Below are 13,949 nucleotides of genomic sequence, written 5' to 3'. Positions count from 1 at the left end.
GCGTTGCGCGCTGCGCCCCCACCACAGGATCGAACCGATGAGCCAATTGTCCCCCCTGCTGATCGAACTGGGCACCGAGGAGTTGCCGGTCAAGGCGCTGCCGGGCCTGGCCCAGGCGTTCTTCGACGGTGTTGTCGAAGGCCTGCGCAAGCGCGGCGTCGCGCTGGAACTGGGCGATGCGCGCCCGCTGTCGACCCCGCGCCGACTGGCCGTGCTGCTGCCGGGCGTCGGCCTGGAACAGCCTGAGCAGCACAGCGAAGTGCTGGGCCCGTACCTGAACATCGCGCTGGACGCCGAAGGCCAGCCGACCAAGGCCCTGCAGGGTTTCGCCGCCAAGGCCGGGATCGACTGGACCGCGCTGGAGAAGACCACCGACAACAAGGGTGAGCGCTTCGTGCACCGCGCGGTGACCCCGGGCGCGAGCACTGCCAGCCTGCTGCCGGAGATCCTGCGCGAGGCAATCGCGGCAATGCCGATTCCCAAGCCGATGCGCTGGGGCGACCACGCCTGGGGCTTCGCGCGCCCGGCGCACTGGCTGGTACTGCTGCACGGCGCCAACGTGGTCGAGGCCGAACTGTTCGGCCTGCAGGCCGGCCGCGTGAGCCGTGGCCACCGCTTCCACCACGACCAGACCGTGTCGCTGGCACAGCCGCAGGACTACGTTGAAGCCCTGCGCGCCGCGTTCGTGCTGGTCGATCCGAGCGAGCGCCGTGCGCGCATCGTCGCCGAGGTCGAGGCCGCTGCGGCCAAGGCCGGTGGCAGCGCCCGCATCACCGACGACAACCTGGAGCAGGTGGTGAACCTGGTCGAGTGGCCGTCGGCGGTGCTGTGCAGCTTCGAGCGCGCGTTCCTGGCGGTGCCGCAGGAAGCGCTGATCGAGACGATGGAGATCAACCAGAAGTTCTTCCCGGTGCTGGATGCCGCCGGCACCCTGACCGAGAAGTTCATCGGCATCGCCAACATCGAATCGAAGGACGTGGCCGAAGTGGCCAAGGGCTACGAGCGCGTGATCCGTCCGCGTTTCGCCGATGCCAAGTTCTTCTTCGACGAGGACCTGAAGCAGGGTCTGGTATCGATGGGCGACGGCCTGAAGACGGTGACCTACCAGGCCAAGCTGGGCAGCGTGGCCGACAAGGTGGCGCGCGTGGCTGCCCTGGCCGAAGTGATCGCGCCGCAGGTCGGTGCCGACGCCGCGCAGGCCAAGCGGGCTGCCGAGCTGGCCAAGAACGACCTGCAGTCGCGCATGGTCAACGAATTCCCGGAACTGCAGGGCATCGCCGGCCGCCACTACGCCGTGGCCGGTGGTGAATCGCAGGAGGTGGCGCTGGCCATCGACGAGGCCTACCAGCCGCGTTTCGGCGGTGACGACATCGCGCTGTCGCCGCTGGGCAAGGTGCTGGCGATTGCTGAACGCGTGGACACCCTGGCCGGTGGTTTCGCCGCAGGCCTGAAGCCGACCGGCAACAAGGACCCGTTCGCCCTGCGCCGCAACGCGCTGGGCCTGGCCCGCACGATCATCGAAAGCGGCTTCGAGCTGGACCTGCGCGCGCTGCTGGAAGATGCTGTGAAGCTCAATCTCAAGGCAATGCCAGGTCCTGCCGTACACATTGGGCGTCAAGTCGCTCAATGGGGAGGGCAGTCGCTCACCGAAGTGATTGAGCTGTACGACTTCATCCTCGACCGCCTGAAGGGCTACTACGCCGACAAGGGCGTGCCGGCCACGCACTTCAACGCCGTGGCCGAGCTGAAGCCGGCCTCGCTGTATGACTTCGACCGCCGCCTGGATGCCATCGGCACCTTCGCCGCGCTGCCGGAAGCCGAAGCACTGGCTGCGGCCAACAAGCGCATCCGCAACATCCTGCGCAAGGCCGAGGGCGACATCCCGGCCCAGATCGACCCGGCGCTGCTGCAGGAAGACGCCGAGCGCGCACTGGCTGAAGCGGTCACCGCCGCCATCGACGACACCGGCGCCAGCCTCCACCAGAAGGATTACGTGGCCGTGCTGGCGCGCCTGGCGCGCCTGCGCCCGCAGGTCGACGCGTTCTTCGATGGCGTGATGGTCAACGCGGAAGATCCGGCGCTGCGTGGCAACCGCCTGGCGCTGCTGACGATGCTGGGCGAGCGCCTGGGCAAGGTCGCGGCAATCGAGCATCTGTCGAGCTGAGATGTAGTGCCAAGCATGCTTGGCACCCACCGGTAGTGCCGGTGGATGTCCATCGGGGTCATTGCCGGCATCGCGCACGATGCCGGCATCCTCGCCTGCGATCACGATGATCGCCACAAAGGCGCGTATTTTGACCGCCACTTAACAACCGATCCCCAATGACGTGATGCATTTCGCATCGTCACCTTCGGTCGGTATGCTGTGCCGCATGCAGCCAAAGAAATACGCCCTGCCGCTGATGGTCCTGTCGCTGGCCGCCACCTCTGTGGTCCACGCGCGCGGCACCATCGACAAGGTGGACATCAAGGGATTGGACAAGGGCGACGACGCCGCAATCATCGAGAACATCCAGGAATCGCTGTCGCTGTACGACACGATCGGCAAGGAACAGGGCGAATCGCGCCTGGAGTACCTGCTGTCGCAGGCCGAGCGGCAGACCCGCCAGGCACTGGAACCGTTCGGGTACTACAACCCGGTGATCAAGGTCGAGGCGCCGCGCGAGGACGAGCACGTGCGCGTGCTGATCCATGTCGACAAGGGCACCCCGGTGACCGTCCGCCGCGAGCACATCGACATCACCGGACCGGCGATGTACGACCAGTACCTGCAGGACGACCTGGCCGCGTTCAAGCCGCGCAAGGGCCAGCGTTTCGAGCACACGCAGTACGAAGCCAGCAAGATCACCGTCACCCGTCGCCTGGCGGAGCGTGGTTATTTCGATGCCGACTACACCCAGCGCCAGGTGCAGATCACCCGTGCCGACAACGCCGCCGACATCGACCTGACCTGGGACAGCGGTCGCCGCTACAACATGGGGCCGGTGCGTTTCGAGCAGGATTACTTCGTCGACAAGCTGTTCGACCCGCTGGTGTACTGGGACCAGGGCAGCTATTTCCATGAGGGCAAGCTGGACCGGCTGCGCGAGTCGCTGACCAAGCTGGACTATTTCAGCGTGATCGACATCCAGCCGCGGCCCGACCAGGCCGATGCGAATGGCGAAGTGCCAGTGGATGTGAAGCTGACCCGTGCCAAGCGCACCATCTACACCGCGGGTCTGAGCTACGGCAGCGAGAGTGGCCCGGGTGTGCGCGGTGGCATCGAACGGCGGTGGCTGAACAACCGCGGCCACAAGATGAACACGCAGCTGGACTATGCGCAGAAGCGCAAGAGCCTGGTCACCAGCTACCGCATTCCGGCCTTCAACTGGCTTGATGGCTGGTACACCTTCGCTGCCAGCGCCTACGACGAGCAGACCGACTACATCGACCTGCGCAACTTCAAGCTGATCGCCAGCCGCAGCGGCGAGATCAACGAACACTGGACCGCGATCGCCTCGATCAACGCGCTGCGCGAGCGCTGGCGCTATGCCTCCGGCACCGAATTCACCGACGCGGTCTACAACACCTCGACGCTGGTCTACCCGCAGCTGGTCGCTGACTACGTCAACGTCGATGACGAACTGTTCCCGCGCAAGGGCATCAGCGGTACCGCGACCATGCGTGCCGGCGTTGAAGGTGCCGGCTCGGACACCAGCTTCGTGCAGGCCAACGCCGTGCTGCGCTGGTACATCCCGGTGGGCGAAAGCAACCGCCTGATCCTGCGCGGCGAGGGTGGCACCACCTGGACCAGCGATCTGGTGGCGATGCCGCCGAGCCTGCGCTACTTCGCCGGTGGTGACCGCAGCATCCGCGGCTATGCCTACCGCGAGGTGGGCCCGCGGACCCCTGCACCGGACAAATACGCGCTGGGTGCCAAGAACCTGGTGATCGGCTCGGCCGAGTACGAGCACTACTTCAATGGTGGTCCCTGGGGTGCGGCGGTGTTCGTCGATACCGGCAGCGCCTTCGACAACACCATTGATCTGCACACCGGCGTCGGCTTCGGCGTGCGCTGGAAATCGCCGGTGGGCCCGGTGCGCATCGACGTGGCGCATGGCCTGAACAACCCCGATTCGCAGTTCCAGCTGTACCTCAACATCGGAGCGGACCTGTGAGTACGCCCGCACCCACTCCGAACCCGACCACGCCGCCGCGCGTGCGCTTCTACCGCCGCCGCCGCTTCTGGGCCTGGTCGGGTGTGGGCGTGCTGGGCCTGGTGCTGCTGGCCCTGCTGGCGGTGTACTGGTTGCTGCAGACCGTGGCCGGCCGCGATGTGCTGCTGGCACAGGTGGTGGCGCGCCTGCCGGTGGGCGCCAGCTTCACCTGGGACAAGGTGGACGGCCCGGTGGCCGGCCCGCTGACCCTGTACAACGTCGACTTCCGCTATGACGACATCCATTTCCACGCCGAGCGTGCGCACCTGGAGCCGGACCTGCGCCCGCTGCTGGGCCGCAAGCTGCTGCTGGACAAGCTGGAGCTGACCAACGCGACGCTGAACCTGGCCAAGAGTGACGAGCCGTTCAAGCTGCCGTCGTGGCCGGATTCGCTGCCGCAGATCGAGATGCCGTTGGCGATCCAGGCCGATGCCATCGCCATCGATGGCTTCCGCATCAGCCAGGCCAACGAGCCGGTGATCGACATCAGCCGCGTGCGTGGCGGCATCGAGATCGCCAACGGCGAGTTCCAGGCGCACAAACTGGTGGTGGACAGCGACATGGGCAATTTCACTGCCCAGGGCCGCTATATCCCGGCCAAGGACTACGACACCGACGTGACCGTCACCGCCGTGCTGCCGGCGCCGCGTGGCCGCACGGCCGCCACCGTCGGCCTGGTCGCCCGTGGTGACCTGTCGCACATGGAGGTGGCCGTAGCTGGGCGCGCGCCGAAGCCGCTGCACGCGATGCTGGTGTTCGATGGCCGCACCGATCCGAGCTGGAGCGCCAGCATCCGCAGCGACGAGCTGGATCTGGCGCTGCTGTCGCCGGCACTGGCCAGCTCGGCGATCGCACCACTGGCACTGGACTTCACCGCCGCCGGCAAGGGCGGCAACGCCAACCTGCGTGGCAAGGTGAAGCAGGGCGATCAGGCACTGGAACTGGCACCGTCGGTGGTGTCGCTGAAGGACCAGGTGCTGAAGGTCTCACCGCTGCTGGTGAAGGGGCTTGGCGGTGAGGTGCGCCTGGAAGGCACCGCCGATTTCAGCCAGGAAGACCAGCAGAAGCTCAACTTCTCGGTGGTCGCCCATGATCTGACCTACGTACCGGCGCCCGATCCGAACACCGCCGGCAGCGCACCGGTGCCGGTCACCCTGAAGGAAGCACGCTTCGGTCTGGCCGGTACCCTGAAGGCCTGGGCGGCGATCGGCCGCGCCGAGGTCGAGCGCGACGCGCAGAAGGCGCAGCTGCACTTCGACGTGCGCGGCAACGATCAGGCCGCGTCGATCCACCAGCTGCAGGCGCAGACGCCGGGTGGCCAGCTGCAGGTGGAAGGCCAGGTGGCGTGGGCACCGCAGCTGGACTGGGATGCCAAGGCCACGCTGAAGGATTTCGACCCCGGCTATTTCGTGCCGGGCTGGAATGGCCGCCTGTCCGGCAACCTGGCCTCCAAGGGCCGCCAGCTGCCGCCGCCGGCAAACGCACCGCCGGGTACCGCCGGCACGCTGGAAGCCACGGTCGATCTGCCGTCGTTGAAGGGCGTGTTGCGCCAGCGCAACCTCGACGCGCAGGGCAAGTTCGCGCTGCAGGGCGCGCAGGGCCAGGGTGACCTGAAGCTGTCGCTGGGCAGCAGCCGGGTGACCGCGTCGGGCAAGGTCGGTGATCGCCTCGACATCGATGCACGCTTCGAGCCACTGCAGCTGAGCGATCTGCTGCCGGGCGCCGATGGCGGCCTGCGTGGCCAGGTACAGGTGAAGGGCCCGCGCGATGCGCCGGACATCACCGCCGACCTGGTCGGCAACAACCTCAACTGGGACGGCTACGGCGCCGAGAGCGTGAGCATCAAGGGCCACCTGCCATGGCGCGGCGACAGCGGCACGCTGGCGATCCAGGGCCAGCAGGTCAATGCCGGCATGCTGCTGGAACGCTTGAACGTGGATGCGCAGGGCAGTGTCTCCAACCTGCGCCTGGCGGCGCAGACCCGCAACGAGATGGGCGCGATCGAGCTGCAGGGCAGCGTCCGCCAGCAGGGCGCGCAGTGGCGTGGCGAGCTGGCCGCGCTGCGCATCGCACCGGTGAAGGGCGATGCCTGGTCGCTGCGTGCACCGGCGGCGTTCGCGATCAACGGCAGCACCTACACCCTGGGCGAAGCGTGCCTGGCCGCGACCAGCAGCGGCACGCTGTGCGCACAGGCCAACTGGCCGCGCGAGGGCCTGGTGGTGCGCAGTGATGCACTGCCGCTTGCGCTGGTGCAGCCGTGGTTGCCACCGCAGTCCGGCCGTCGCATCTACCTGCGTGGCGATGTCAGCCTGGACGCGCAGATCCGCCCGCGCGGCAATGCATGGGAAGGCCATGTGGAAGTGCGCTCGAAGGAAGGCGGCGTGCGCCTGGGTGAGAACCGCAACACCGTGGGGGACACCACCCGCGGCGAGCTGGTGCGCTATGACCAGTTCTCGCTCAAGCTCGACATGACCCCAGCCAGCATCAAGGGCTATCTGGGCATGGGCTTCCAGGGCAACGGCTTCGTCGATGCCAGGATGCAGACCGGCTGGGAAGCCAGTGCACCGCTGAACGGCGAGCTCTACCTCAATATGTCGCGGCTGTACTGGCTGGAGCTGTTCTCGCCGGACATCGTGCGACCGACCGGCCTGATCGAGGGCCACGTCAGCCTGCGTGGTACGCGTGGCCAGCCGTCGCTGGGTGGCGACGCGCAGCTGAGCAACTTCAAGGGTGAATTCCCCGCGCTGGGCCTGACCTTCGACCAGGGCAAGGGCAGCTTCGTGGCGCAGCCCGACGGTTCGGCCAAGATCACCGCGCAGGCCAACTCTGGTCAGGGCACGCTGTACGTGGATGGTGGCCTGTCCTGGTTTGGCGATGCACAGCCGCTGCAGCTGAAGATCCACGGCGAAAACGTGCTTCTGTCCAACACCAGCGAGCTGCGCATCGTCGCCAATCCCAACCTCGACTTCACCCTGGCCAAGGCGGCGATGGAGCTGCGTGGCACCGTGCACGTGCCCGACGCCGATATCGACCTTGAGCGCCTGGACCGTGGCACCTCGGTGTCCGAAGACGTGGTGGTGCTGGACCCGGCCGATCCGGAGGAGTCGCGCACCTCGCCGCTGGACATGGACCTGACCGTCAGCCTTGGCGACAAGGTGAAGATGACCGGCTTCGGCCTGAAGGGTGCGCTGACCGGCAAGATGCAGGTTTGGGCCAAGCCTGGCCGCGAAATGACCGCCAATGGCGGGCTGGAAGTCAGTGGCCGCTACAAGGCGTATGGGCAGGACCTGACCATCACCCGTGGCAACCTCACCTGGAACTACAACGCGGTGTCCGACCCGCGCATCAACATCCGTGCCGAGCGCCGGATCGGTGATGTCACCGCCGGCATCGACGTGACCGGGCGTGCGCAGCAGCCGCGTGCGGACGTGTGGTCCGAGCCGGCGATGTCGCAGTCCGAAGCACTGGCCTACCTGGTGCTGGGCCGCAGCCTGACCGGTGCCAGCAGCGACCAGACCCAGCAGGTCAACGCGGCTTCCGCAGCGCTCTCGGCCGGCAGCGGCCTGCTGGCTTCGCAGCTGGGCGCCAAGCTGGGCCTGGACGACGCCGGTGTGAGCCAGTCGCGCGCGCTGGGCGGCTCGGTGATCGGCGTCGGCAAGTACATCTCGCCCAAGCTGTACGTCGGCTACGGCGTGTCGCTGGTCGGTGCCGGTTCGGTGATCACGCTGAAGTACCTGCTGCGTCGCGGCTTCGACGTGGAAGTGGAATCGAGCACGGTGGAAAACCGTGGGTCGATCAACTGGCGGCGGGAGAAATAACCCGCCGTGGCATCCCTGTAGAGCCGAGCCATGCTCGGCTTACGCGCGCAGCGCGGGCTGCAGGAAGAGCAGCCGAGCATGGGCTCGGCTCTACCTGACAGGCCCCCAACCATCGGCCGTTGCCCCATCCGGCCCCAGCGGCTATGGTCCCGGGCTGTTCTGTCGTACCGGATTGCCTCATGTCACCACGCAAAGCCCTTCCCACCGCCCTGGCCCTGGGCCTGACCCTCGCCGCCGGTGCCCACGCCGACGAAGGCATGTGGATGCCGACCCAGCTGCCGGAACTGGCCAAGCCGCTGCAGGCAGCCGGTTTCAAGGGCAATCCGGCCGACCTGGCCAACGTCACTGCGCCGCCGCTGAGCGCGGTGGTGCGCGCCGGTGGCGGCACCGGTTCGTTCGTGTCCGCCGACGGCCTGCTGCTGACCAACCACCACGTGGCGATGGGCGTGATCCAGTACAACAGCTCGCCCGAGCACGACCTGATCAACGGTGGCTTCATCGCCCAGGACCGTGCCGACGAGCGTCCGGCCAACCCGGACTTCCGCGTGCTGGTCACCGTCGGCTTCGACAAGGTGACCGACCAGGTGCTGGCGCAGGCGCGTGGCAAGACCGGTCGCGCCTACTTCGATGCGGTGGATGCGGCCAGCAAGCAGATCGTGGCCGAGTGCGAGAAGGACGGCAGCGTGCGCTGCTCGGTGGCCAACATGTACTACGGCACCGACTTCTACCGCATCGCCCAGCTGGAACTGAGCGACGTGCGCCTGGTGTATGCGCCGCCGCGTGCGATCGGCAACTACGGAGATGAGATCGACAACTTCATGTGGCCGCGCCACACCGGCGACTTCACCCTGCTGCGCGCCTACGTGGGCAAGGACGGCAAGCCGGCCGCCTACAGCAAGGACAACGTGCCCTACCAGGCACCGGCACACCTGCAGATGTCGGTGGAAGGCCCGAAGGAAGGCGACTACGCGATGCTCGCCGGTTACCCGGGCATCACCTACCGCCACCGTACCGCCGCCGAGTTCGCCGGCCAGATCGATACCGTGCTGCCGCGCCGCGTGTCGGTGTTCCAGCAGATGATCGACACCATCGAGGCCGCCACCGCCAAGGATGCGCAGGCGCGTACCCGCTACGCCTCGCAGCTGCAGTCGCTGAAGAACAACCGCAAGCGCGCCGCCGGTGAGCTGGAAGGCCTGCTGCGCAGCGACGCCAAGGCCCAGCGTGCCGCCGACGAGACGGCGATGCTGGCTGCCACCGACCGCAAGTACCAGGGCGACATCAAGGCGCTGCTGGCCAACCTGTCGCAGGGTGCGGCGGTGGGCGAGCGTGACCTGCTGCTGGATCAGATGGCTGCGCAGAGCCAGTTGCTGCGCTCGGCACTGCTGCTGGAGCGCCTGCGCATCGAATCGGCCAAGCCGGACGCGCAGCGCGAGAGCGGTTACCAGCAGCGCGACCAGGCGATGATCGAAGGCGTGCTCAAGCAGGTCCAGCGCCGCTACGCACCGGAGGTCGAGAAGGCCCTGCTGACCACCTTGCTGACCCGCTACCAGCAGCTGCCGGACGCGCAGCGCGTGGCCGAGTTCGACGCGGCCTTCGGCCGTACCCCGGAGCAGCTGGCCAAGGCGCTGGGCACCCTCTATGCCGGCACCCAGCTGGGTGACGAGGCGCAGCGCCTGTCGCGCTTCACTGCCGCACGCGAGGGCAAGGCACTTGCCGCCGATCCGCTGATCGCCGTGGCCGGCCCGCTGGTGGCCGCGCAGCTGCGCATCGAGAACGAGAGCAAGACCCGCGAAGGCGAGCAGTTGCGCCTGCGCCCGGCGTACATGCAGGCGCTGTTCGCCTGGCGTGCCAAGCAGGGCCGTGCGGTGTACCCGGACGCCAACCGCACCCTGCGCATCAGCTACGGCAAGGTCGAGGCGCTGCACCCGCGTGATGGCGTGACCTATTCGCCGGTGACCACCGTGGCCGGCATTGTCGAGAAGAACACCAACGCCTATCCGTTCGACGCACCCAAGCCGCTGCTGGCGGCGATCGCCAAGGGCGACTTCGGCAGCACCGCCGACCCGGCGCTGAAGACCCAGACGGTCAATTTCCTGACCAACCTGGATACCACCGGCGGCAACTCCGGCTCGCCGGTGCTCAACGCCAAGGGCGAACTGATCGGCCTGAATTTCGACAGCAACTGGGAGTCGGTCAGCGCCAGCTGGTGGTTCGATCCGCGCTACAAGCGCGCCGTGCACGTAGACATGCGCTACCTGCGCTGGCTGCTGGCCAAAGTCTACCCGGCGCCCGAGCTGCTGAAGGAAATGGGCGTGCCGGCCCAGTAAGGAGCCGGCCACGACCAACGGTCGTGGCCCGCACCGCGTAGGCCCCCACCCTGGTGGGGGTGGTTGCCCCCAACGAGCCCGCACCCCCGGCCACGCCTGGCCTACACTGCGGGTTCTTCCGACGGAAACGCACGCGTGGTCTCCAGCTGGATCCTGCTGCTGGTCTCGGTTGCCTATGCTGCGCTGCTGTTCGGCGTGGCGTGGTGGGGTGACCGTCGACCGATGTATCCCGACCGGCCGTGGCTGCGGCCGGTGGTCTACAGCCTGGCGCTGGCCGTGTACTGCTCGTCGTGGACCTTCTACGGCGCGGTCGGCACCGCCGTGCGCAACGGCGTGGGCTACCTGCCCATCTACATCGGCCCGCTGCTGCTGCTGCTGTTCGGCTGGCGCATCATCGAGCGCCTGGCGCTGATCGCGCGCAGCCAGAACGTGGTTTCCATCGCCGATTTCATCTCCTCGCGCTTCGGCCGTTCGCGGCGGCTGGCGGCGTTGGTGGCGATCATCGCGCTGATCGGCATCATTCCGTACCTGGCGCTGCAGTACAAAGCAGTGGCGATGAGCCTGCAGGTACTGACCGGCAACACCGGCCCGACCGGCTTCTTCACCGATCCGGCGCTGTACGTGGCGCTGCTGATGGCGTTGTTCGCCACCCTGTTCGGCACCCGCCAGGTCGATGCCACCGAGCACCACCACGGCATGATGCTGGCGATCGCCTTCGAATCGGTGATCAAGCTGCTGGCGATGGTGGCGGTGGGCGTGTTCGCCTACCTGTGGCTGAGCAACCGCACCGACGCGGTGGTCGAGTCGGTGCATACGCTGTTCACCGGCCTGCCGCCGGTGGGATTCATCTCGCAGACGCTGCTGAGTTTCCTGGCCATCATCTGCCTGCCGCGCCAGTTCCACGTGGCCGTGGTCGAATGTGGTGACGTGCGCGATGTGCGCCGCGCGCGCTGGATGTTCGGTGGCTATCTTGTGCTGATCTCGGGCATGGTGCTGCCAATCGCCACCGCCGGCGTGACCCTGTTCGGCACCGGCGGCAGCGTCGCCGACGATTCGATGGTGCTGGCCCTGCCGCTGGCCGAAGGCCGCAATGCGCTGGCGCTGATCGCCTATGTGGGCGGCTTCTCGGCGGCCACCGGCATGGTCATCGTGTCGTCCATCGCGCTGGCCACCATGGTCAGCAACGACCTGGTGATGCCGGTGCTGCTGCGCCGCAGTGGCGACCATCAGGAAGCCGCCGACGTCGCCTCGCGCGTGCTGTGGATCCGCCGCCTGGCGATCCTGCTGCTGGCGCTGATGGCCTACAGCTACTACCGCACCAGCAGCAACGACAGCACGCTGGCGTCGTACGGCCTGATGGCGTTCGCTGCAGTGGCGCAGTTCGCACCGGGCCTGATCGGCGGCCTGTACTGGCGTGGCGCCAGCCGGCGTGGCGTCGAGATGGGCATGCTGCTCGGCTTCGCGACATGGCTGTACACGCTGCTGCTGCCGGCGATGACCATGGCCGGCTGGGTTGATGCCGCCTGGGTGCAGCACGGTCCGTTCGGCATCGAGTGGCTGCGTCCGCAGCAGCTGTTCGGCATGACCGGCTGGGATCCGCTGACCCACGGCACGTTCTGGTCGCTGCTGGTCAACGCGGCGACGATGATGCTGGTGTCCGCGCGCTGGCGCCCCGGTGTGGACGAGCGGCTGCGCGCCGCGCCGTTCCTCGACCCCTATGCCGAGCGCCCGTCGGTGGCCGGTGGCTGGCCCGGCCACGTGCATGTGGGCGATCTGCTGGCACTGGCCTCGCGCGTGGTCGGCGAGCGCCATGCGCGGCGTTCGTTCTTCGAGCAGGCGCAGTCGCTGGGCCGTGAACTGCAATCCTCCGCGCCTGCAGACCGCCCGTGGGTGCAGTTCACCGAACGCCTGCTGGCCGCGTCGATCGGCGCGGCATCCGCACGCCTGTTGCTGACCAGCCTGCTGCGTGGCTCGGGCATGGACCTGGGCGAAGTGGTGGCAGTGCTGGACGAAGCCGGGCAGGAGCTGCGCTTCAACCGCGAGATCCTGTCGACCACGCTGGAGAACATCAGCGCCGGGGTCAGCGTGGTCGATCCGGACATGCGCCTGACCGCATGGAACCGCCGGTACCAGGACATGTTCGGCTACCCCGACGGGATGCTCTACGTGGGCCGCCCGGTGGCCGACCTGATCCGTTACAACGCCGAGCGCGGCGAACTGGGCGAGGGCGATATCGAAGTGCAGATCAACCGCCGCATCGGCTACATGCGCGCCGGTTCACCGCACGTGTTCGAGCGCACCCGCAGCGACGGCAAGGTGATCGAGATGCGCGGGCAGGCGCTGCCCGGCGGCGGTTACGTGACCAGCTACAACGACATCACCGACTACAAGCACGCGGAAAAAGCACTGCTGGAAGCCAACGAGACGCTGGAACAGCGCGTGGCCGAGCGCTCGCACGAGGCCGAGGTCGCGCAGCAGTCGAAGACGCGTTTCCTGGCAGCGATCAGCCATGACGTGCTGCAGCCACTGAACGCCGCGCGCCTGTTCGCTTCGGCGTTGCGTGACAGCGACCACGTGAGCGATGAGCAGAAGCACCTGGCCGAACGCGTGGATGCGTCGCTGCGCGCGGCCGAAGAACTGCTGGATGGCCTGCTGGGGACGTGTCGCGGCTGGATGCCGGTGGCCTGCACCCGGTCATCGGCGAGTTCGACGTGAGTGCGTTGATGCGCGAACTGGCGGCGCAGTACACGCCGGTCGCCGCCGGTCGTGGCCTGCGCCTGGACCTGTTCGCGCGCCCGGCGTGGGTACGCAGTGATCGCCGCCTGCTGCGCCGCGTGCTGCAGAATTTCCTGGCCAACGCGTTGCGCTACACCCGCCAGGGGCGCATCGTGCTGGCGGTGCGCCATCGTGGCGACGAAGTGGAGCTGCAGGTATGGGATACCGGTCCCGGCATTCCCGAGCACCACATGCGGCAGATCTTCGATGAGTTCCACCGTTACCAGCAGCCGTTCGACTGGGGCGAGCAGGGTCTGGGGCTGGGCCTGTCGATCTGCCAGCGCATCTCGCGCCTGCTTGACCATCGCCTCAATGCGCGCAGCCGCGTCGGCAGCGGCTCGATGTTCTCGATCATCCTGCCGCGTGTGGCGCCGTTGCCGGGCTACGCCGAGCTGGCCACGCCGGTACAGGCGGTGGCCGCACCGGTGCGCAGCGATTCGCTGGCCGGCCTGCGCGTGCTGTGCGTGGACAACGATGAGGAGATCCTCGACGGCATGCGTGCATTGCTTGGCCGTTGGCAGGTGCAGGTGATCACTGCCGCCACCGTCGACCAGGCGCTGGAGAAGATCGCCGAGCGCCCGCAGGTGATGCTGGTGGACTACCACCTGCACGACCGCATGGATGGCCTGGATGCGCTGGTGGCACTTCGCGAGGCTGCGGGCTACCCGTTGCCCGGCGCGCTGCTGACCGCCGATGGTCGCGACGAGTTGAAGCGGATGGCGCGCGAACGCGGCTACCGCGTGCTGACCAAGCCGATCAAGCCGGCCTCGCTGCGCGCCTTCCTGGGCGCGCTGCGCGATGCCGGCAACAACGATGCCTGACGGGCAACTGTA

General features: G+C 67.7%; 4 protein-coding genes and 1 pseudogene. All 5 read left to right on the top strand.

Going from position 1 to position 13,949, the window contains the following annotated elements:
- The first annotated feature begins 37 nt into the window (after positions 1–37).
- The 5 genes and pseudogenes from glyS to M1L61_RS22695 all read left to right on the top strand — a co-directional run bounded on the left by glyS (position 38) and on the right by M1L61_RS22695 (position 13,937).
- Positions 38–2,164 carry a glycine--tRNA ligase subunit beta gene (gene glyS, locus M1L61_RS22715; protein ID WP_197654884.1) on the top strand — a complete coding sequence of 709 codons (2,127 nt, stop codon included), beginning with the start codon at positions 38–40 and terminating at the stop codon, positions 2,162–2,164.
- A 196-nt stretch (positions 2,165–2,360) separates the two neighbouring features.
- Complete coding sequence (locus M1L61_RS22710) at positions 2,361–4,157, top strand: autotransporter assembly complex family protein (protein WP_197578169.1); 1,797 nt, start codon at positions 2,361–2,363, stop codon at positions 4,155–4,157.
- Entirely contained in the window at positions 4,154–8,014 is a 3,861-nt protein-coding gene (locus tag M1L61_RS22705; RefSeq protein WP_049413205.1) for a translocation/assembly module TamB domain-containing protein, read from the top strand. Before M1L61_RS22710 ends, M1L61_RS22705 begins: the two co-directional genes overlap by 4 nt.
- A 179-nt stretch (positions 8,015–8,193) precedes the next feature.
- A complete protein-coding gene (locus tag M1L61_RS22700) occupies positions 8,194–10,341 on the top strand; it encodes a S46 family peptidase (protein ID WP_049413202.1) in 2,148 nt (715 codons plus the stop codon).
- A 135-nt stretch (positions 10,342–10,476) separates the two neighbouring features.
- Positions 10,477–13,937, top strand: a pseudogene (locus M1L61_RS22695) (PAS domain-containing hybrid sensor histidine kinase/response regulator).
- Positions 13,938–13,949 lie beyond the last annotated feature (12 nt).

It is taken from the genome of Stenotrophomonas sp. NY11291 (assembly GCF_023277365.1).
Lineage (GTDB): Bacteria > Pseudomonadota > Gammaproteobacteria > Xanthomonadales > Xanthomonadaceae > Stenotrophomonas > Stenotrophomonas geniculata.
The sequence above is the reverse complement of the archived record's forward strand: the minus strand, read 5'-3'. Positions and strand labels throughout refer to the sequence as shown.

Coding starts and splice junctions, on each gene's coding strand:
- M1L61_RS22700 (WP_049413202.1), top strand. CDS start 8,194: ATGTCACCACGCAAAGCCCTTCCCACCGCCCTGGCCCTGGGCCTGACC.
- M1L61_RS22710 (WP_197578169.1), top strand. CDS start 2,361: ATGCTGTGCCGCATGCAGCCAAAGAAATACGCCCTGCCGCTGATGGTC.
- glyS (WP_197654884.1), top strand. CDS start 38: ATGAGCCAATTGTCCCCCCTGCTGATCGAACTGGGCACCGAGGAGTTG.